Annotated in this window: 18 protein-coding genes, 3 tRNA genes and 1 pseudogene; 14 read left to right on the plus strand and 8 right to left on the minus strand. The window is 32.9% G+C overall.

Translation table 11 applies throughout. The features are described from left to right. Window positions 1–86: 86 nt before the first annotated feature. Window positions 87–1,178, plus strand: coding sequence for a hypothetical protein (locus AB4865_RS04870; RefSeq protein ID WP_372474605.1), 1,092 nt, complete (start codon window positions 87–89; stop codon window positions 1,176–1,178). A gap of 139 nt (window positions 1,179–1,317) precedes the next feature. Here the strand turns inward: AB4865_RS04870 and AB4865_RS04875 are convergent, their stop codons facing one another. Continuing rightward, on the minus strand, window positions 1,318–3,573 hold the full coding sequence (locus AB4865_RS04875) for an inorganic phosphate transporter (protein ID WP_372474606.1): 2,256 nt from the start codon (window positions 3,571–3,573) through the stop codon (window positions 1,318–1,320). Between the two features lie 153 nt (window positions 3,574–3,726). Between AB4865_RS04875 and hemH the strand changes: the two genes are divergently transcribed. From hemH to AB4865_RS04890, 3 genes are all read left to right on the plus strand, one after another. Continuing rightward, entirely contained in the window at window positions 3,727–4,755 is a 1,029-nt protein-coding gene (hemH, locus tag AB4865_RS04880; protein WP_372474607.1) for a ferrochelatase, read from the plus strand. Window positions 4,756–4,764: 9 nt separating this feature from the next. Continuing rightward, window positions 4,765–5,304: a CopD family protein gene (locus tag AB4865_RS04885; protein ID WP_372474608.1), complete on the plus strand. Its 540-nt coding sequence runs from the start codon at window positions 4,765–4,767 to the stop codon at window positions 5,302–5,304. Between the two features lie 156 nt (window positions 5,305–5,460). Continuing rightward, window positions 5,461–6,921 carry a PAS domain-containing sensor histidine kinase gene (locus AB4865_RS04890; protein ID WP_372474609.1) on the plus strand — a complete coding sequence of 487 codons (1,461 nt, stop codon included), beginning with the start codon at window positions 5,461–5,463 and terminating at the stop codon, window positions 6,919–6,921. 68 nt (window positions 6,922–6,989) lie between these two features. Here the strand turns inward: AB4865_RS04890 and AB4865_RS04895 are convergent, their stop codons facing one another. The 6 genes from AB4865_RS04895 to AB4865_RS04920 form a co-directional block, all read right to left on the minus strand. Beyond that, on the minus strand, window positions 6,990–7,421 hold the full coding sequence (locus AB4865_RS04895; RefSeq protein ID WP_372474611.1) for a nucleoside deaminase: 432 nt from the start codon (window positions 7,419–7,421) through the stop codon (window positions 6,990–6,992). Window positions 7,422–7,486: 65 nt separating this feature from the next. Beyond that, window positions 7,487–7,559, minus strand: a tRNA-Phe gene (locus AB4865_RS04900). A gap of 43 nt (window positions 7,560–7,602) precedes the next feature. Next, window positions 7,603–7,675: transfer RNA gene (locus AB4865_RS04905), tRNA-Phe, on the minus strand. Window positions 7,676–7,718: 43 nt separating this feature from the next. Beyond that, window positions 7,719–7,791 (minus strand) — tRNA-Phe (locus AB4865_RS04910). 89 nt (window positions 7,792–7,880) lie between these two features. Beyond that, window positions 7,881–8,342 carry a hypothetical protein gene (locus tag AB4865_RS04915; RefSeq protein ID WP_372474612.1) on the minus strand — a complete coding sequence of 154 codons (462 nt, stop codon included), beginning with the start codon at window positions 8,340–8,342 and terminating at the stop codon, window positions 7,881–7,883. A 131-nt stretch (window positions 8,343–8,473) separates the two neighbouring features. Beyond that, a complete protein-coding gene (locus AB4865_RS04920) occupies window positions 8,474–9,352 on the minus strand; it encodes an IS982 family transposase (RefSeq protein ID WP_372472445.1) in 879 nt (292 codons plus the stop codon). A 604-nt stretch (window positions 9,353–9,956) separates the two neighbouring features. Between AB4865_RS04920 and AB4865_RS04925 the strand changes: the two genes are divergently transcribed. The 8 genes and pseudogenes from AB4865_RS04925 to AB4865_RS04960 all read left to right on the plus strand — a co-directional run bounded on the left by AB4865_RS04925 (window position 9,957) and on the right by AB4865_RS04960 (window position 17,812). Next, the gene (locus AB4865_RS04925) at window positions 9,957–10,694 is read left to right on the plus strand and encodes a type III pantothenate kinase (RefSeq protein WP_372474613.1); all 738 of its coding nucleotides are present in this window, start codon (window positions 9,957–9,959) and stop codon (window positions 10,692–10,694) included. Beyond that, complete coding sequence (locus AB4865_RS04930) at window positions 10,687–11,943, plus strand: hypothetical protein (RefSeq protein ID WP_372474614.1); 1,257 nt, start codon at window positions 10,687–10,689, stop codon at window positions 11,941–11,943. The genes AB4865_RS04925 and AB4865_RS04930 overlap by 8 nt, the downstream gene beginning before the upstream one ends. A 67-nt stretch (window positions 11,944–12,010) precedes the next feature. Beyond that, window positions 12,011–12,583 (plus strand): LPS export ABC transporter periplasmic protein LptC, encoded by a 573-nt coding sequence (lptC, locus tag AB4865_RS04935; protein ID WP_372474615.1) that lies wholly within the window; start codon window positions 12,011–12,013, stop codon window positions 12,581–12,583. Further along, the gene (locus tag AB4865_RS04940; RefSeq protein WP_372474616.1) at window positions 12,570–12,758 is read left to right on the plus strand and encodes a hypothetical protein; all 189 of its coding nucleotides are present in this window, start codon (window positions 12,570–12,572) and stop codon (window positions 12,756–12,758) included. Before lptC ends, AB4865_RS04940 begins: the two co-directional genes overlap by 14 nt. Before the next feature lie 262 nt (window positions 12,759–13,020). Next, complete coding sequence (locus AB4865_RS04945; protein WP_372474617.1) at window positions 13,021–15,123, plus strand: peptidylprolyl isomerase; 2,103 nt, start codon at window positions 13,021–13,023, stop codon at window positions 15,121–15,123. An 82-nt stretch (window positions 15,124–15,205) separates the two neighbouring features. Further along, window positions 15,206–15,682 (plus strand): DUF4878 domain-containing protein, encoded by a 477-nt coding sequence (locus tag AB4865_RS04950; RefSeq protein WP_372474618.1) that lies wholly within the window; start codon window positions 15,206–15,208, stop codon window positions 15,680–15,682. A gap of 4 nt (window positions 15,683–15,686) precedes the next feature. After that, on the plus strand, window positions 15,687–16,382 hold the full coding sequence (locus AB4865_RS04955; protein WP_372474619.1) for a hypothetical protein: 696 nt from the start codon (window positions 15,687–15,689) through the stop codon (window positions 16,380–16,382). 75 nt (window positions 16,383–16,457) lie between these two features. Continuing rightward, window positions 16,458–17,812 (plus strand): annotated as a pseudogene (locus AB4865_RS04960) (saccharopine dehydrogenase C-terminal domain-containing protein). A 48-nt stretch (window positions 17,813–17,860) separates the two neighbouring features. On the opposite strand, the gene AB4865_RS04965 reads toward AB4865_RS04960, so the two are convergent. Next, window positions 17,861–18,271: a LytR/AlgR family response regulator transcription factor gene (locus AB4865_RS04965; protein WP_372474620.1), complete on the minus strand. Its 411-nt coding sequence runs from the start codon at window positions 18,269–18,271 to the stop codon at window positions 17,861–17,863. 508 nt (window positions 18,272–18,779) lie between these two features. Here AB4865_RS04965 and AB4865_RS04970 point away from each other — a divergent pair. Further along, a complete protein-coding gene (locus AB4865_RS04970) occupies window positions 18,780–19,382 on the plus strand; it encodes a lactate utilization protein B/C (protein ID WP_372474621.1) in 603 nt (200 codons plus the stop codon). A 1-nt stretch (window position 19,383) separates the two neighbouring features. Next, window positions 19,384–20,178 (plus strand): phosphatidate cytidylyltransferase, encoded by a 795-nt coding sequence (locus AB4865_RS04975; protein ID WP_372474622.1) that lies wholly within the window; start codon window positions 19,384–19,386, stop codon window positions 20,176–20,178.

Genomic DNA, 20,178 nt, shown 5'->3' on the forward strand with positions numbered 1-20,178 from the left:
AAAAAATATAATTATTCATTTATTATACATAATATATAAAATATTTTTACTATATTTAGTAAGTTTAATTTATAAATCATAATATTATGACAAAAAAGGTATTAAAACAATTAGCAGAAGAGAAGTCAAACATTTGTGTAACTATTTCTTTCAACACGCATAGAACGCATCCTGACAATTTACAAGATGAAATCGTTTTGAAAAATTTAATTTCTGAAGCAAAGCAAAGAGTTTCTGATGAATTTGCAGGTTCTAAAGATTCTAAAGTAGTTTTAGAAAAATTGGACGCTGTTTCTGAAAAAATTGACATCAATTATTTATTGGACAGTTTGCATATTTTTATTTCTGAAAATACAGAAGAAATTTTAAAATCGATTTGGTCAGTAACTGAAAACAATGTCTATGTTGACGATTCATTTGCTATCAAGCCATTGGTAAAAATTTTTAACAGAAGTCAAGAGTATCTATTGCTACAATTGTCTATGAATGAAACAAGACTTTTTAGCATTGTAGATGAAAATGTTCAAGAAGAAATTCACAATGAAAATTTCCCATTTGGAGAAACTCCGTACGTTGCTGAAATCAATGTAAGAAAAAGTGATTCTGCCCATGTAGATAATCTACAAAAAGAACATTTCAGAATCATTGATAAAGCTGTTGTAGATTATGTGTTAAACACAGATAAAACGCTAAAAGTAGTTGTAGCTACTACAGATGAAAATTATCATATTTTCTTAGAGGCAAGTACTCGTCCTGAAACGTATATTGGTAGTTTTAAAGTAAATCACAATAATCAAGAAAATACTCCGTGGTTTATGGCTAAACAAGCTTGGGAAGTAGCGAAACAAAACAATATTAAATTAGTTGCTGAAGATGTAGAAGATGCAAGAGCTTCTGTATCTCAAGGAAAACTTTCAACTGATTTAGTAGAGATTTATCAAGCTGCTTTGGATGGAAATGCAGAATTGCTTATCGTAGAAAGAGAATATTCTCAACCGGTACGATTGGTAGATGATAATAATTTGGAATTGATAGACGATGCAAATGAACATGGAGCTGTAGATGATATAGTAAGTCTCATTGCATGGGAAGTAATTTCTAAAGGTGGTAGAGTAGTTTTTGTTGCCAATGAATTAATCGAAGATTTAGGTTCGATTGTTTTGAAAAAAAGATACTAATATATTTTTTTGAATTTAAAAAGCCGAGATGGAATATTCTATCTCGGCTTTTAATTTTATTTACAAATTGCTCTAAATTTTCAACAGTAGAAAATTATTTCTATTTTTTTTAAATAGCATCATTTAACTTTTAAAAAAATTATTCTTTTAATTTTACATAATGATCAAATTCTTTGAACAATTCTAATAAATGTATTGTATCGTGTACCAAATCATTTGTTTCTAATAATAAGGCAAAGTACAATTTACTGTTTTTTGGACTGGTTTCCGTGGTACGAATGCGTTCGATTTGTCTTTCAATAGATTTTTCGATTTTTACTACCAATTCATGATTTTCTTCAATAATCGAATCTAATTTTGAAAATTGTTTAGTTTCAAAGATTTGATGTATTTCATTGAATATTCTAGTCAATTCTATTTCAATCGCTTTTATATCTTTAATTTGATTGAATTTTAGTTTTTTGTGATTGTTATCTACATGGGCTGTAGAATTTTGTGCTATAAAACTCAATGACTGACTGATGTCTTGCAAATATCCTAAAGAGTGAACATAGAACTTACTTGCTTCAACTGAGGTGTCGTCTAAATGTTTAATGAAATAATGAACATTTGCTTTGAGTCCATCGATTTCTTTTTCAACTTTTTTTACTCGTTTTTTACTTGCTTGTAGTGATATGAGTTCTTGCTTGCTCAACCCGTCAATGATTTGTTTGTACAATTCAAAAGTTTGTTTTATAACTTGTGAAATTTGCTCTGAACTTTCATTCATTACTTCTTGAATAGTTACAATATCATTTTTGCTCAATTTACGAGTTTCTTCTTGTTTTTCTTGTTGTTTTATACGGTGAGCTTTGTTGCTTCTGTAAAGACTGATTCCCAATACCACCAACACTCCTACAAAGGCATAGATTTCTCCATGATACATCAAGAAAGCTATTGTTGCGGCTGTGAAAAAGGCTACAATTGCTGTGGCAAACCATCCACCAATCACATGAAACACTCCAGAAACTCTATATACCGCACTGTCTCTGTCCCAAGCTCTATCGGCAAATGATGTACCCATTGCTACCATAAAGGTTACATAGGTCGTTGACAATGGAAGTTTTAATGATGTTCCTAAAGCAATCAAAATACTAGCGACCATCAAGTTTACTGAAGCACGAATCATGTCAAACGCAGGTTCTTCCATTCGTTCTTTTTTAGATTTTTTTACTTCTTGTTTTACAAATCGCTGGTCGAGTTTCAATTGCAACGATTGCGGAAGTAAATAGTTGATACCTGTTCCAACGATTACTGTGACACGAACAATGATTTTTGCCAATGCGTTAGGTGAAAATTTTTCTTCTCCTTCGCTTTGTCTTGCCAAACTCATTTCGGTTTCGATTACATTTCTCGCTTTACTCGATGTCCAAAGAGTAGTAACCATAATTACTCCTGCAATGGCTAAGTAATAAAATGGTGCTTTTAAGTCGCTATCAGCTAGTGCCTCCATCGTAGTCAGAGTTCCATCACTTGCTTGAAACAATTCGAATGACTGAATTGCTGCTATAGGCACTCCGATAAAGTTTACCAAATCGTTTCCTGCAAACGCCAATGCCAAAGCAAATGTTCCGATGATGATGATGACTTTTAAAATATTTGCCCTGAAAACAGACATTAATAATTGAGAAACAATTGTCCAAAAGACAAAACATCCCAATAAAATGTACCATTGATTTTCTTTGATTAATTTATTAGTATCACCATCGATAAATGATACACCTTTTAATCCTTTGATAAGAATGAAAAAAGTAATAAAAGAGATGGCAAAACCACCAAAGAGAGCACCGAATTTTTTAATTCTATTTTCTGATTGAAAGGTAAACAGCAAACGAGAAATATACTGAACGGCACTACCTACAATAAAAGACAATAATACAGATAGTAAGATACTGGTAACAATTTCGCTAGCTTTTTTAGTGTTGATGTATTCGCCTAAATTGGCAATCGTATCGTCTCCTAAAAATATTTTAATTAAAGCTAAACAAACTGCGGCTCCCAATAATTCGAATACAATAGAAACCGTAGTCGAAGTAGGCAATCCTAATGAATTGAAGACATCTAAAAGCAAAATGTCGGCAATCATTACGGAGAGAAAGATAATCATTACATCGTTGAAGGTAAACATGGAGGGGGTAAAGATTCCACTTCGGGCAATTTCCATCATTCCACCTGAAAACAATGCACCGCAAAGAATACCAACCGAGGCAACCAACATGGCTGTTTTAAACGAAATAGCCTTTGAACCTAATGCCGAATTGAGAAAGTTTACTGCGTCGTTGCTCACTCCAACAACAATGTCGATGATTGCCAAAATGGCTAAGGTAATCAACATAATAACATAAATCTGTTCCATAGTGTTTTAATTTATTCTTTAATGCAAAATTCGGTAGATTTTTTTTATTGAATGTTAAGCCAATGTTATTAATTTTTCTCATTGTTTTATTTTAGTTTTTTATTTAGGTTGCTATACCCTATCTTTGTAAGAAATTTTTTAATTACAATAATAATGAAAGGAGTATTAATCGTAAATTTAGGTTCGCCCGATGCACCTACACCAGAAAGTGTAAAACCTTATTTGGAAGAGTTTCTCATGGATAAATATGTGATAGATATGCCGTATTGGTTGAGAAGCCTAATCGTAAAAGGAATTATTTTGCGTACGCGTCCAAAAAAATCTGCCAAGGCATATAAAAAAATATGGTGGGAGGAAGGTTCTCCTTTGATTGTTATTTCCAAAAACAAGCACAAGTTGGTACAAGAAAAAGTTTCGATACCTGTGGCATTGGCTATGCGATATGGCAAACCATCGATTGCTAACGGTTTAGAAGAATTACATAAAAAAGGGGTTACTGAGGTGTTGCTAATGCCTATGTATCCGCAATATGCGATGGCAACGACTTTGACTATTGAAGAATTGGCTGAAAAGATTGTTGCTGAAAAATATCCAAACATGAAATTGACAAAATTTCCTGCATTTTACAACAAAAAGGAATACATCGATAGTTTGGTAACAGTAATTTCTGAATCTGCTAAAGACAAAGCCTTTGACCATTTGTTGTTTTCTTACCACGGAGTACCAGAAAGACATATCAAAAAAACGGATAAAACCAAAAAACACAACGGTATAAAAATCGTTGAAGACACCTATTGTTGTCAGCCAAATAGCCCAGAAGCAGAAACTTGCTATCGTACCCATTGTTTTGAAACCACTCGATTGGTTACAGAACAAATGAATTTGCCTAAAGAAAAATTTTCTCAAAGTTTCCAATCTCGTTTGGGGATAGACAAATGGTTGGAACCTTTTACGGTAGATGCGGTAGAGCGATTGGCAAAAGAAGGTGTGAAAAAATTGGCGGTGGTAACTCCTGCATTTGTGGCAGATTGTATCGAAACTTTGGAAGAAATCGAAATGGAAGCCGGAAAATTGTTTAAAGAACATGGGGGAGAATCTTTCCACTTGATACCTTGTCTCAACACACATCCACAATGGATTGACGCTTTGGTACAATGGATTACTGAATGGGAAAATAAATAATCTCATATTATGGAAAATCTGTATGCTTATGTAAAAGCCTTGCATATCATATTTGTAGTATGTTGGTTTGCAGGTCTTTTTTATATCGTGAGGTTGTTTGTGTATTATACAGAAGCTCAGTTGAAATCCGAAGTAGAAAAAAATATTCTGAGTGAGCAATTTCGATTGATGATTTATCGTTTGTGGTACATTATCAGTTATCCAGCAGCAATTTTGGCAACCATTTTCGGTTTGATTATGTTGTATCTCAATCCATTTTTATTGAAAATGCCATGGATGCATGCCAAATTGGGATTTATTGTTTTGCTTTGGGCATATCACTTTCAATGTGGCGTGTATGTAAAACAAAGTTTAGAAAATCGCTTACAAAAGACCAGTAAATATTTCAGATTGTGGAACGAAGGAGCTACCTTGATTTTGTTTTCCGTAGTGTTTTTAGTAGTTTTGAAACACGCAGTCAATTGGATTTATGGAGTTGTAGGGTTGTTTACCTTGGCAATTTTACTGATGATAGGAATCAAAGTGTACAATAAACTTAGGAAGCAGTAGGGTATTATTGTATATTGAATATTGTAGTAATGTATAATACTCGTTATTAAATAGTTTCGTGTTTATCAATTTATAGAATATTGTTCAATTGTGATAAAATAAGCTAAATACAATTTTACAATTTACATTATACAATCTTATTAATGCAAAGCTAAAGTGGAAAAAGACGAAATAGGAAATTTATCGTTACGGAATCGCATTTTTATTGCGATGCTATCTATTACCATTACATCGATGATTGTAGTGATAGCAGTTATGTTTTATCAGTATCGAAAAGAAGTAAGAACCTATCATCAGGAGTTGTTGCATAATAAAGAAGCAGCTGTGATAGAACATTTGTCTTTTATTTTAGGCAATTCGCCTGAACCACTTACAAACGATAATCTTTCAGAAATATTAAAAGAAAAAATCTTTGAACTCTCAGCAATACATGATATTCAAATAGATATTTATGATTTGAATGGTCGTATGTTGCTTTCATCAAAGGGACGATTTATTATTGATGAAATTGATAACGTACAGATTTCTCCTATTATTTTAAATATCATTGAACTTTCACCAGATAAACGTTTTATTCACTTACAGCAGAGTTCGAAAGAGTCGTATAGAATATCTTACAATTATATAACAGATAAGAATTTTAAAAATTTAGGAATATTAAGTTTGCCTTATAAACAAGATATTACCTTGTATCAAAATCAGATAGATACATTTTTGATTCGCTTTGGGCAAATTACCTTTTTCTTGTTGATTTTGTCTATTTTGATGTCGTATTTTTTGTCAAATACAATTACGAAATCAATTCAAGCAGTTGCACGTAAAATTACGGGAACACGTATCAATAAAAATGAAAAGTTGCGTTCGAATAATATTCCGAGAGAGATAAAACCCTTGATAAAGTCTTACAATCGTATGATTGACGAATTGGAGGAAAGTGCCAATTTGTTGGCAAAAAGCGAACGCGAACATGCGTGGAGAGAGATGGCAAAACAGGTGGCTCATGAAATAAAAAATCCATTGACACCTATGCGATTGACCGTACAAATGTTTGAACGAAAATTTGATTCCAATCACCCCGATGTTGATAAAAAGATGAAGGATTTTTGCGATACGCTTATTCAACAAATCGATACGATGTCGTCGGTTGCTTCGGCTTTTTCCAATTTTGCATCGATGCCTGCTCAAGAAAAGGAAACCATTGATTTGGTAAAAGTAATCGGATTGTCATTGGAAATCTTTAAAGAAGAATTTATAGAATTTACTCACGAAGTAGATGAATTATTCATTCATTTTGATAAAACACAATTAATACGTATTGTTACCAACTTGATAAAAAATGCTTTACAAGCAATGCCAGAAGAAAAAGTTGACCCAAAAATTGAGGTATCTTTGTCAAAAATAATGGGTTTTGCAATTTTGAAAGTTAAAGACAACGGTTTGGGAATAGCTAACGAACATTTAGAACGAATTTTTGAACCGAAATTTACTACCAAAACCAGTGGAATGGGATTGGGATTAGCTATGATAAAAAATATTGTTGAATCAAGCAATGGAACAATAACAGTTTCTTCAGTTCCAAATAAAGAAACGGTTTTTGAAATACGATTGCCGGTGTAGGGTTTTAAATTACAATTTTTTGATAATGATATTTTTCAAATAGTTATTTTAAGACAATAAAAATTTACCTACCTTTTCCTACTAAAAAATATTTTCATCAATTCTGAACATTCTTTTTCGAGTATTCCGTAGGTAACTTGAGTTTTTGGGTGTAGTTGACCACCCATATTTTGAAAACCTCTTTTGTTGTCAGTTGCTCCGATAACGATGCGGTCTATTTGTGACCAGTAGAGGGCACCTGCACACATTTGACAGGGTTCTACAGTGATGTACATTGTACAGGTTTTTAAGTATTTTCCCCCAAGTGAGTTGGCTGCAGCGGTAATAGCCTGCATTTCTGCATGTGCGGTAACATCGGTTAGAGTTTCGGTGAGGTTGTGAGATTTTGCGATGATTCGATCATTTGCAACCACTATAGCACCGATGGGAATTTCTCCTATTTTGAACGCTTCTTTGGCTTCATTCAAAGCTAGTTGCATATAATATTCGTCGTTTAGCATAATGTAGTTTGTTGGAAAAGTAAAAGTAATTAAAAAACCGACTCAATTGAGTCGGTTTTTTGTTGTGGTACCTCCAGGAATCGAACCAGGGACACACGGATTTTCAGTCCGTTGCTCTACCAACTGAGCTAAGGTACCTTTTTAAATTTTAATTTAAATATTTCAAAAATGAAAAACTTCGTGGTACCTCCAGGAATCGAACCAGGGACACACGGATTTTCAGTCCGTTGCTCTACCAACTGAGCTAAGGTACCTTTTTAAATTTTAATTTAAATATTTCAAAAATGAAAAACTTTGTGGTACCTCCAGGAATCGAACCAGGGACACACGGATTTTCAGTCCGTTGCTCTACCAACTGAGCTAAGGTACCAGTTTTTGAAAAGCACTATTGCTTTCCAAAAGCGAGTGCAAATATAAAACACTTTTTCTAATTTCAAAAACTTTTTTTGAAAAAATGTTTTAGTTAAACAATATTGGTTTAGAAGTTTGATTGATTTTTACAATATGATAAGGTTTAGACATAACGGTAGCATCATTGTAAGTTTCTGTTAAATTTATCATTATATGTTCTGATGTTTCAGTGATATTTGAAATTTCGTAGTTAGAACCTGTTTGGCTAAGTTTACCAAGCAATACGATTACTTTAGAAGAATAGTAGTTTACCGTTGGAAAATTTGATGTGTTGAAAGATGTTGTTGTTACGAAATTTTCAAACTCATTATCGTTTGATATTATAAGATTGAGGTTTTGATTTAAATTATCGTATAAATCTAAATCATTTCCCTTTGCCAATGTTTCAAATGCAACGGTTTGTTCTTCCATTGTTGTGGAGTCATCGTTACCACACGCTATCATTCCGATAGTTGCGATTGAAAGTGCTAAGATTTTTTTCATTTTATACATAAATTTTAAATGATACAATTTAGTAAATTCAAGTAGTTTAAATGTCGTGTTTTTATTTTATACCTTTCTCTTAGAGAGATAGTTTTAAAGTTGTTTTGGTAAATTTAAAAAAATAAATAGTTTTATAAGAAAATAACCCGTTGTGCATTTTAAATTATACTTGCTTTAATTTTATTTATTTCCTTTTTTAATACAAATTTGTTAATGTATTGAATTAAGGTTAAAGCAGTTATTTTACTGATAATTCGTGTTTTAAAACCGTTGAATGATTTAGCATAATTCCTTTTAATCATAAATTGATCACAAAGTTGAGAAAATAGAGTTTCGATTCTTTTTCTCTTCTTTTTGAATAAATAAAATTGAGGTTTGTAATCTTTTTGATTTATTCTTTTAGGTGTATCTAACTGAATAGTAGCAGTGTTAAACAAATCTAATTGATATTGTGACGATATATAACCTCTATCACCAATCAAAACGCAATTTTGAATTTGAGAACTAACATCTTTTAAATAATGAACATCGTGAACAGATGCTGGAGTCATATCTAAACTTTGTACAATACCTTCTATTGAACAGATTATGTGTAATTTATATCCAAAATAATGTAACTTCTGACTAGCACAAAAACCATAATCAGGATATGAAAAACTTTCGTCTCTACAAATTTTACTTCTCATTGCTCTAGCATTTTCACATATTTTCAAAGGCATACTATCAATTACAAAATAACTCTCCTCTCTATTAAAACACATTGCAAGTTTTTCCCTAATCTGATTTATATAATAAAAAAGATTTCGTTTTCTTTTGTTATAAACACTTCTTTCTATTTTGTTTTTCAAAGAATTAGGTATTTTTCTAAAGAGTTGTAATTCACTATCAATACTTAAATATTCTGCTGTTAAATTTAAACTCACCAATTCTAAATCACTCATTTTTGGCTTTCTCCTTTGATAAGGTAAAAGTTGATGAGGAAAAAAATCTTCTAAAACTTCTAAAATTCTTTCGTATATTTGCTCTAAGTTGTTCATTTTTTATTTGTTTTAGCGAACTAAATATACTGAATTTCAGTTAAATGAACAACTTTTTTTATTTTATTTCATAATGCACAACAGGTGAAAATAGCATAGAAGTTATCTCGACTTTTAAATTTTAGTTTTATTTCACGCCGATGAAGATTGATTTTTATATTTTTTCTGTTAATTTGATTTTCACTGATGTTTTTTGGATTTATAAAAAAACAAAATCTGCGGTAATCTGCTTTAAACCGTAGGTTTAATAGTTTTTAAGTGCTTTTTTCTTAAATCATTTAAAAAAAATCTGTTGTTATCTGTGAAATCTGCGTAAGAAAAAAAGTTAAGATGACTTCATAATCAATAAAAAAACGAACTACTTATAAATACTTTGGGGTTACGCATAGTTCGACACTTCGTGTCGGTTTCCGTAAAGCAACTTGAAGAGTTTAATAATGTGTAACCCAATGTGCTAGCTTTGGGAGAGAAACACAAACGCCTATACTCCGTACAGAGTACAGTACAGAGATTAATTTTATTTCCGAAAATTTACTATCAAAATAAGTTGTGTTTGAGATTGATAAAATTAATGTATTTTTGTAGACAATTCATTCAAAAAACAATGATTCTAATCATCGATATCGGAAATACTCAAACAAAAATAGCGGTTTTCAAGGAAGAGAACATTCAACAAGTGCATTTTTGTCCTACCCATATTTTTCACGAACGATTGATTGAACTGAAAAATGAAAATCCAAATGTTCAAACGGTGGTTTTGGCTTCGGTGGGATTTCTTCAGGAAAATCAATTGGAAATGTTGAAACAACATTTTTCTGTAGTTCAAATTACCTCATATTCTCCTATGCCTTTTCACAATGCATATTCTACGCCGCAGACTTTGGGTATCGATCGTCGGGTGTTGGCTGTGGGTGCGAGTTTGCAATTTCCCAATCAAAATGTGTTGGTCATCGATGCGGGAACTTGCATTACTTATGATTTTGTAGATGAAAATAATAATTATCAAGGAGGTGGAATTTCACCTGGAATAGGTATGCGTTTCAAAAGTTTGAAACATTTTACCGCCAAATTGCCCGAAATCAACTGGGAGCAACAAACGGCAAATCTCATCGGAACTTCCACTCAAGAAAGCATCGAAAGTGGTGTTTTGAATGGAGTAATTGCAGAAATTGACGGAATTATAGAAAAATATCAACAAAAAAATCCAAATTTAAAGGTAATTTTAACGGGGGGAGATGCAGAATATTTGTCAAAACAAATAAAAAATGTCATCTTTGCACATTCATTCTTTCTATTAGAAAGTCTTTATTCATTATATAAATACATTCAATCGTATGATTAAAAAGATACTTCCGGTTGTTTTCGGATTGTTTTGTGGGGTAACTTCGGCTCAAGAAGGGACAATTTCTCCGTATTCGCACTATGGATTGGGAGAACAAAAGTTTAGAGGAATCAACGAAATAAAAGATATGGGTGGTCTGGCTGTGTACAGCGATAGTTTGCGTATCAATACCCTCAATCCGGCTTCCTATGGTCAGTTGCAACGCGTGACGATTGCTATGGGAGCAAGTATGCGCGAAACCAAAGTTCAAAACAACACCTCTTCTTACAAAACCAATACGGGAAGCATAAATTATATTGCTTTGGCAGTGCCTGTTGGAAAAGTGGGTATTGCTGCTGGAGTGAGTCCTTATACTTTTACTGGATATAAAATCACGGATACTTTTACCGAAAACAATATTGAGTACAACAATCGCTTTAATGGCAAAGGTGGAATCAATCGTGCCTTTGTGGGAGCTGGTTACAATGTGATGGAAAATTTTTCTGTTGGAGCAGAGGTAGGTATTTTCTTTGGAACGAATGAAAAATCGCAAGTAAAGTTTATCCAAGACGATGGGAATGAATTTCCAGTACAATACGGAACAGTTCGTAGAGAAGATAGTAGATATACTGGCTTTTCGTACAATTTTTCAGCTCAGTACAAACACCCATTGAGCAAACGAAAATTTTTGTATGCTAATGCTACTTTTAGTCCAGAATCTCAATTGGATAGAGTGCAAAATCGCTCAATAAATTTATTGGATGCCAATTATGCCATTGTACAATCTTCTGATTTGGGTGAAGTACAATCAAAAGTGACTCATCCACAAAATTACAGTATAGGATTGGGGATTGGGGACCCTTTCAAATGGTTTGTTGGTGCCGAATACGCACAGCGTAAAACCAGCGTTTGGAATCAAATTTTTACCTATTCCAATGCCACCTATCAAGATGCTTATCGTGTTTCGGTAGGAGGATTTTATACGCCAAAATTCAATTCGTTTACCAGTTTGTTGAGTCGTATGACGTATAGAGCTGGATTTAGATACGAATCTACAGGATTGATGATAAATAATGTAGGTGTAGAAGAAAAAGCAGTTACGGCAGGAGTAGGAATTCCAGTGGGTAGATTTGCGTCAAATTTGAATATAGGGTTTGAATACGGAACTCGAGGAGCATTGAAAAATGATATGGTAAAAGAAAATTATATCGCTGTATCTGTAGGAATTTCATTAAACGATAGATGGTTTGAAAAGAGAAAATTTGAATAGTAAATTGTTAGATCTTTCTGAATCAAATGAAGAATCTCTAAAAACTCAAATAAAAAAGATTCCTCCTATGGTCGGAAGCATAAAATACGAAATTTCTAAAGTAGCAATTAAACTATTTGCTTTATTATCAATTTTGGCTTGCGATTCTGATACAAAAGAAATTCAGAATATACATGTAAAACGCTTGCATCCCGACGGTGAAGCAGAAAAATTTGTCGTAAAATACACCGAGGAAGGAAAGATAAAAGCCCAGCTCAACACCGAAAAAATGTTGGATTACAGTTCGGCAAAATCGCCTTTCAATTTGTTTCCCAAAAAAGTGTTTGTAACTATTTTTGACGAAAACAAAAACAAAACAGAAATTCAGGCCGATCGTGGGTTTTCGTACAACAAAACGCAAATCATCGAATTGACGCATAATGTAAAAATCAAAACTCACGATGGAAAGTTGCTCGAAACTCAACAATTGTTTTACGATCAAAAAAATCAGTGGTTTTTTACCGACCATTATTTCAAATTGACTACCAAAGACAAGAGTTATTTCGAGGGAATTGGAGTGGATTTTGACAGTGATTTCAAGGTGTTTAACGCACAACAAAATAGAGGAGAATTAAACAATATTAGCAATGAAAATTTATAAAATTACCGCATATATATACTTGTTGTTTGCAGGGGTATTTGTGTATGATATTTACGATAGAATTCAACATGGTGAAAATTACACCGTAAGTGTTTTATTTTTAGCAATAGCGATTTTTATGTTTTTCTTTCGTATGCGTACGGCTAAAAAAGCAGAACAAAATCGAAATAATTAAAATAATAAGGTTTCACGTAGATTTTTTATATTATACTCGTTATGCTAATTTTATTTTAGCGATTCCGATAGCTATCGAAAATCAAATCAACAAAGAGAAAATAACAAAATCTGTTCTATCAGCGTGAAAGAAAAAAAGCAAAGTTTTTGGTATAATAAAATTAAAGTATAATTGAAATAAACAAAAAAAACGAAAAAACATTTTATTTTATTAACAATAAATTGTATTTTCGCCCTTCGAAAAGAAAAATAGATTTAAAAAAATGGCTGTTTTACAAAAAATTAGAGAAAGATCAGGTTTGCTGATTGGAGCAACAGGGGTTGCGTTATTTGCATTTATCATCGGAGATTTATTTACAGGAGGAATGTCTTTTTCTTCAAGAAATGTAGGTGAAGTAGATGGAGTGTCAATCCGTACAAACGACTATATAAATAAGGTGCACAATGCACAGCAAAATGGACAAAACACTACGGAAGTTCATAATCAAATTTGGGGTAATGAGGTGCGTTCTATTTTGTTGAACAATCAATTTGAGAAATTGGGATTGCGTTTAGGTAAAGATCAAATCATTTATTTGATTCAAAGATTGCCTGATTTCCAAAATCCACAATTTTACAATGAAGCAGGTCAGTTTGACAAAGGAAAATTCAATGCGTTTTTGGCTGATATTCAAAAACAAGGTCAAAATGCATGGAATGGATGGCTTGCTTATGAAAAACAATTGGAAAACTTTGCTAAAGAAGAGGCGTATTTCAATATGATTCGCGGTGCAGTAAATACAACTGCATTGGAAGCAAAAAGAGTATATCACAACGAAAACGACGGAGTTTCTTTCGAATTTGTAAAATTGGGATATGAAACTGTAAAAGATGAGGAAGTGAAAGTAAAAGATGAAGAAATTTTAAACTACATCAAAAAATACGCATCTCAATTTAAAGCAGATAACTCTCGTTCGTTGGAATATGTGTTGATAGACAACAGTCCATCGGAAGCTGATTTGAAAGCAGCAAACAATCAAATTAATGATTTGTTGCAATCGTCTGTGTCTTATAACAATTTGAGAAAAAAGAACGATACGGTTGCTGGATTTAACAGAACAGCAAATCCTGTTGATTTTGTAAACCAACATTCAGATGTGCCGTTTGATTCTACATATTTGACCAAAGAACAATTGCCAGCAGAGTTTGCAGATGCAATTTATGGATTGGCGGTTGGTCAATCTTACGGACCGTACACCGAAGGAAATGCGATTAAAGTTACTCGTATGTTGAAAAAAGAAGCGGTAGCAGACAAAGTAACAGCATCTCATATTTTGATTGCTTACAAAGATGCTCAGTCTAGTACATCTACTTTGACTAAAGAAGAAGCAAAAGCAAAAGCAGACGAGTTGTTGAAACAAGTACAGGCAAATTCTGCTGATTTTGCAAGAATTGCAACAGAAAATACAGACGATCCAGGTTCGAAAGCAACAGGAGGTCAATATAAAGATATCACAAAGGGTTATATGGTGCCACAATTTGATGAGTTTATCTTTACAAAACCAACAGGAAGCATCGGATTGGTAGAAACAGTATTTGGATATCATATCATCAAAGTAGATGGAAAACAAAATGCAGAAAAAGTACAATTGGCTACTTTAGTAAAAAATGCAGAAGCATCTGCTGAAACAGAAGACAAAGTACACGCAATGGCTACAAAATTGGAAGAAGCTATTGCATCAAAAGAATTTTCAAAAGCAGCCGCAGAATTGGGATTGATTGCACATCCAGCGGCGTCTATCGGTGCCTTTACAGAACAATTGCCAGCAGTAGGAGCTCAAAGAGAAGCGATTCAGTGGGCGTTTGGAAAAGATGTAAAAGCAGGAGATTACAAGCGTTTTTCTACAGCTCAAGGAGAGTTGATTGTAAAAGTAAAAAGCATTAACGAATCGGGATTGGTAAGTGTAGATGATGCAAGAGCGTTGGTAGAACCTATTTTGATCCGTCAGAAAAAAGCTGAGATTTTGCGTAAGAAAATGACAGGAGATACAGTAGAAGCTGTGGCAAAAGCTACTAAGACCAATGTAGAGAAAGTAGAAAATGCAACAGGAGTAAATTCTTCAGTAGGAGGATTTCAAGAGCCAAAAGTATTTGGAACAGCCTTGGCATTGGATGTAAACAAAATATCAAAATTGATCGAAGGGAAAAACGGAGTATATATGGTAAAAACAACTGCTAAAAACAAAGCGACAGAATTGCCAAATTACGAAGGATTCAAATCGAGAGTACTTACAAACAATGCAAATTCTGTAAGCAGTAGTGTAATGAATTCATTGTATCAACAAGCTGAAATCAAAGACAACCGCGTAAAGGTGTTGAATCAATAATAAGTAAAAACCGTCTGAAAATGCGTTTTTTTATTTTAGAAAAATGTATATTAGTGGATGTAATTGTTAAACAAAAAGAGATATGAAAAAACTTTTAGCATTTTGTATCATGGCAATTTTCTTTGTTGCCTGTGGTTCGTCTAATTCGCCAAAAGCAGTTGCAGAAAAATTTTTAACAGCTACTCAAAAAGGAGATTTTGAAGAAGCAAAAAAATACGGCGACTCTCAAACAGCTGATTTGTTGAATTTGGTTACAACTTTCGGTGGTGAATCTTTGAAAGAAGAAATCAAAAAAGAAGGAGTAAAAGAGTTTACCATTGAAAAAGTTGAAGAAAAAGACGACTTGGCAACTGTAACTTACAAAGTAGAGGGAAAAGAAAATTTCCTGCGATTAAAAAAAATAGATGGCGAGTGGAAAGTTTCTATGAACAAAGAAAACATGAATAAAGAAAATGCTTTGCCAGAAGGAAAGCTAAATGAATCAACTATTCAACACGAAGGAACCAACGGAGTAGAGGAACAAGAACAAATGGTAGAAGAGATGCCTGTTGCTGAGTAAAATCATGAAAAACAAAACACTTTTTATAGCTAAGAACATTTCTATAGTTGTAGGAAGTGTTTTTTTATGCTTTTTTTTGACCTATAAAATCCTGCGTTTTTGGGACGAAAAATCCGAACAAAAACAAATCAATCAACGAATAGAATCTGCATCGTTATCAGAAATACAAATGTCAAAAATCCAAGATGGAGATATCATTTTACGGAGAGGTTATGGACTATTGAGCGATTGGGTGGCTGATTATTTCAATCAATCGGCGTATGATGTTTCTCACGCTGGAATTTTGTACAAAAAAGGGGAGGAGTGGTATGTGATTCATTCGCTTTCGGCAGATAATCGCAACATCAGCGGAGTAATAGAAGAGTCGCTGAATAGTTTTTTACATTATTCTCAAGCAAATAAATTGGTTGTCGTTCGTGTAAAAAATATTTCATCTATGCAACAAAATCAATTGGTATCCTATGCGAAAGAATATGTGAAAATGCAAACTCCCTTTGACAAAAAAGGAAACATACACGATGATTCCGAATTGTTTTGTACAGAATTGATTTGGTACATATTGTTTTATAAAATGAATTATTTTCCCTTGCCAAAAGAAGAATCATCACAAAAGAAATTGTGGTATTCGATGGATGGATTAACAGATGAAAGTTTTTTTGAGATATTACTTTCCACTTTTGAAAATGTAAATAAATTCTAAAATCTATCGATAAAATTTTTAGTCTGTAAGAAAAGTTGTAACTTCGTGCAGTTGTTACATTATTAATCACAAACAATGAAAAACATCACTATTGTAGGGGCGGGGCGTTCGGCTTCCAGTTTGATAAAATACTTATTGAACCACTCTACAGAAAGAAATTACAAAGTTACTGTAGCTGATATGTATTTAGAATCAGCTCAAAAGAAAATAGATAACCATCCAAATGGAGTAGCAATTCAGTTTACATTAGATCAAGAGGAATTGCGAAAAGAGTTGGTGCAATCTTCAGATTTGGTTATCTCTATGTTACCAGCCTTTTTGCATATTGAGTTAGCCAAAGATTGTGTTACTTATGGCAAGCATATGGTTACTGCTTCGTATATTTCTAAAGAAATGATAGGATTAGACGCAGAGGTAAAGGCAAAAAAGTTAGTGTTTATGAATGAGTGTGGTTTAGATCCAGGGATTGACCACATGAGTGCCATGAAAGTATTGGACGAAATACGCGAAAAAGGAGGGAAGATAGTACGTTTTGAATCATTTTGTGGAGGATTGGTAGCACCAGAATCTGACAATAACGCTTGGAATTACAAATTTTCTTGGAATCCACGAAATGTTGTATTAGCAGGGCAGGGCGGTGCCGCTATGTTTTTGCAACAAGGCAATTATAAATACATTCCCTACCACCGATTGTTTCGTAGAACAGAGTTTTTGACTATCGAAGGATATGGAAAATTTGAAGCCTACGCTAATCGTGATTCACTGAGCTATCGCGAAGTCTATGGATTGGAAGAGCTCACACGATTTATAGAGGTACTATACGTAGAGTTGGGTATTCACGTGCATGGAATATGTTGATTCAATTGGGAGTTACGGACGATAGTTACACCATTGAAAACTCAGAAAACATGACGTATCGTGAATTTATTAATTCATTCTTGTATTACCATCCAACAGATTCTGTTGAAGTAAAGTTCCGATTGACACTAAATATTGATCCAGATGATACGGCTTGGGAAAAATTTGTGGAATTGGATTTGTTTAGCGACAAGAAAATAATCGGATTGAAAAATGCTACACCGGCTCAAGTGATGGAGAAAATATTGTCTGAGTCTTGGCAATTGCAACCAGAAGATAAAGATATGATTGTAATGTATCATAAATTTAGTTATGAATACGAGGGCGAACTCAAACAAATCGATGCAACGATGGTATGTATAGGAGATGACAATATTCATACAGCCATGGCAAAAACGGTAGGGCTTCCAGTGGGAATCATTGCCTTACAAATTCTCGATGGAAAAATATCTACTCCAGGTGTGCAAATGCCTATTACAAAAGAAGTTTATAAACCTGTTTTGGAAGAATTGGAAAAATCTTTTCAAATTTCATTTACAGAATTAGAAGTTCCTTATGATGGGGAATTGTAATACAAAAAAGCTGTCCAATTAGGATAGCTTTTTTTATTTTATACTTTTTTAAATAAATTGAGAAAATCGTTCTTTTTTTGCTCGACTTAAAAGGATGACATTGTCGTCTTCCATTACGATTTCGGCACCACTTTCCCTAATGTATTTTAGGTTGATAATATGAGATTTATGTGTTCTAAAAAAGAACGGAAATTCGGTTAGTAATTTTTCAAAATGCGTTATTGATTTACTGACAAAATGTTTTTCTCCATTGGTCAGTTGAATGGTTGTATAAGATCTATCGGCAGAAAGGTTCATGATGTCTTCCATTTTTGTAAAAACCAGCCCTTTTTGAGTAGAAATTGCTAATGTATTTGAAATTTCTCCTATGCGAAATGTACTCACTGATGCCACCTGCTCATTGGTGATGAGGAGTTCTTTTTTCAAAAATTTATCGATGGCAAGACGCAATTCTTCCATATCAATGGGCTTTAATAGGTAGTCAATGCATTGAGGCGTAATGTTTATACGGTATACTGATCGTAAGCAGTTGTATAAACCACTTCAAAAGGCAGATTGTCAAATTGTTGTAAGACTTCAAATTCATTGAAGTACGGCCTTTCAATATCTAAAAATACCAAATCAGGTTCAAAACTTTCAATGGTCTCTTTTGATAAACTACTATCTTGTATCGTAGTGATTTTTACATCATCGACTATAGTTTTTAGATAATGTTTAGTGTAATTAATGCGTGTTTTTCATCGTCTATTATGAGTATTTTCATCATTTTATAAGTATTATGTCTATTGCTTCGCTAATATAAAAAAAGGAATTTATTTATAGCAAAAAAGAAGAAAAAAATACTTTTGTTTCAAAAGAAAAAAAAGTATAAAAAAATGATTTTTGTTAAATATTTTAACGTTTATCGAATTGAATCAATATTTTTTTATAATTTTGGTTATTTATCATAGTTTATGACATTTTGAACATGAATTTTATCCAAAAAATACTCAATATATTCAGTAAAAATAAAGCAGAACAACCAAAGGAAAGTAAATATTTTCCAGATAAACAAATTCCAGTAGATGAGTTGTTTATGGAAAATTTTAAAGCCAATGGGGGTAAGTTTCTTTATTGTGAAACTATAGATGAATTGAAAGACACTTTTGAGAGTATCTTACAAGAAAATGACTGGTTTGAACGCGAGGCACTCACTTTTGAAAAATTGTTGTGTCCGATGTTACGCGAAAACAATTTGGAATATTTAGAACCTAAAAATCCCGTTTTCATCCTCAGTACTTGTGAGGGCTTAGTTGCAGAAGATGGATCTGTGCTATTTTCTTCGAAACAATTGTTGCAATTCAAATCCAATCAATTGCCTAAAAACATGATTGTTATTGGGCGTACAAGTCAGATTTTACGCACAAAAAGCGAAGGGTTGAGCAATATTAAATACAAATACGAAGGTGAAATTCCAACGAATATTACCACATTGAAAAATTTCAATGAGAGTGTTCAACAAACGGATGATTTCCTTCAATACGGTTTGTGTGCAAAAAATCTATATTTACTATTGTTAGAAGATTTATAAAATGTCTGAAAGTCTTACACGAGCCTTGAGTGGCTCAGTATATATTCTCCTTTTGGTTGGGGCAATGTTTATCAGTGAAATTGTTTTCAAGGCTGTGTTTTTGGCTTTGATGACGATTGCTACTTATGAATTTGCCAATATCGTAAAACTCAATCCAAATTACATTTTATTGGCAGTGTTTTTTGCTGTGATTCCTACTTTTTTGTTGGAAGATGATATAATACAATTCATTCCTTTACTTTGCATTCCCTTTTTGTTATTGCTTACCTATTTTTTATTTGCAAGAAAATCGTTTAACTATCAATCGTTTTATCAAAAGAAATTTCATTTGTTTGGTTATGTGATTTTTCCTTTTTTAGCCATTATACAATTGAGTTATTTCAACGGTGAATTTCAACCCAAATTACTTTTAGCATATTTTATTTTGATATGGACAAATGATACTTTTGCGTATATTTGCGGTCGAAAATTTGGAAAGAGAAAACTATTTGAAACAATTTCTCCTAAAAAAACCATCGAAGGTTTTGTAGGTGGGGTGCTTGTGGCTATTTTGGTAAGTAGTATCTTACGAAGTACTATGGTTTCTGAGTTTTTTACTTATTTCATTTGGGTAATTATCGCCTTGAGTATTGGTGTTTTCGGTACAATTGGCGATTTGATAGAATCGAAATACAAACGACAAGAAGGTATCAAAGACAGTGGAAAAATTTTACCCGGACACGGTGGAATTTTAGATAGAATGGACAGTATTCTTTTCATTGCTCCATTTATTTTGTTAATTTATTATTTTTTATAA

The sequence above is a fragment of the Capnocytophaga sp. ARDL2 genome (assembly GCF_041530365.1).
GTDB lineage: Bacteria > Bacteroidota > Bacteroidia > Flavobacteriales > Flavobacteriaceae > Flavobacterium.

Bases quoted from the DNA above. Each gene is read 5' to 3' on its own strand.
- AB4865_RS04870 (WP_372474605.1), top strand. From the start codon at position 87: ATGACAAAAAAGGTATTAAAACAATTAGCAGAAGAGAAGTCAAACATT.
- AB4865_RS04875 (WP_372474606.1), bottom strand. From the start codon at position 3,573: ATGGAACAGATTTATGTTATTATGTTGATTACCTTAGCCATTTTGGCA.
- hemH (WP_372474607.1), top strand. From the start codon at position 3,727: ATGAAAGGAGTATTAATCGTAAATTTAGGTTCGCCCGATGCACCTACA.
- AB4865_RS04885 (WP_372474608.1), top strand. From the start codon at position 4,765: ATGGAAAATCTGTATGCTTATGTAAAAGCCTTGCATATCATATTTGTA.
- AB4865_RS04895 (WP_372474611.1), bottom strand. From the start codon at position 7,421: ATGCTAAACGACGAATATTATATGCAACTAGCTTTGAATGAAGCCAAA.
- AB4865_RS04920 (WP_372472445.1), bottom strand. From the start codon at position 9,352: ATGAACAACTTAGAGCAAATATACGAAAGAATTTTAGAAGTTTTAGAA.
- AB4865_RS04925 (WP_372474613.1), top strand. From the start codon at position 9,957: ATGATTCTAATCATCGATATCGGAAATACTCAAACAAAAATAGCGGTT.
- AB4865_RS04930 (WP_372474614.1), top strand. From the start codon at position 10,687: ATGATTAAAAAGATACTTCCGGTTGTTTTCGGATTGTTTTGTGGGGTA.
- lptC (WP_372474615.1), top strand. From the start codon at position 12,011: ATGGTCGGAAGCATAAAATACGAAATTTCTAAAGTAGCAATTAAACTA.
- AB4865_RS04940 (WP_372474616.1), top strand. From the start codon at position 12,570: ATGAAAATTTATAAAATTACCGCATATATATACTTGTTGTTTGCAGGG.
- AB4865_RS04945 (WP_372474617.1), top strand. From the start codon at position 13,021: ATGGCTGTTTTACAAAAAATTAGAGAAAGATCAGGTTTGCTGATTGGA.
- AB4865_RS04950 (WP_372474618.1), top strand. From the start codon at position 15,206: ATGAAAAAACTTTTAGCATTTTGTATCATGGCAATTTTCTTTGTTGCC.
- AB4865_RS04955 (WP_372474619.1), top strand. From the start codon at position 15,687: ATGAAAAACAAAACACTTTTTATAGCTAAGAACATTTCTATAGTTGTA.
- AB4865_RS04965 (WP_372474620.1), bottom strand. From the start codon at position 18,271: ATGGAAGAATTGCGTCTTGCCATCGATAAATTTTTGAAAAAAGAACTC.
- AB4865_RS04970 (WP_372474621.1), top strand. From the start codon at position 18,780: ATGAATTTTATCCAAAAAATACTCAATATATTCAGTAAAAATAAAGCA.
- AB4865_RS04975 (WP_372474622.1), top strand. From the start codon at position 19,384: ATGTCTGAAAGTCTTACACGAGCCTTGAGTGGCTCAGTATATATTCTC.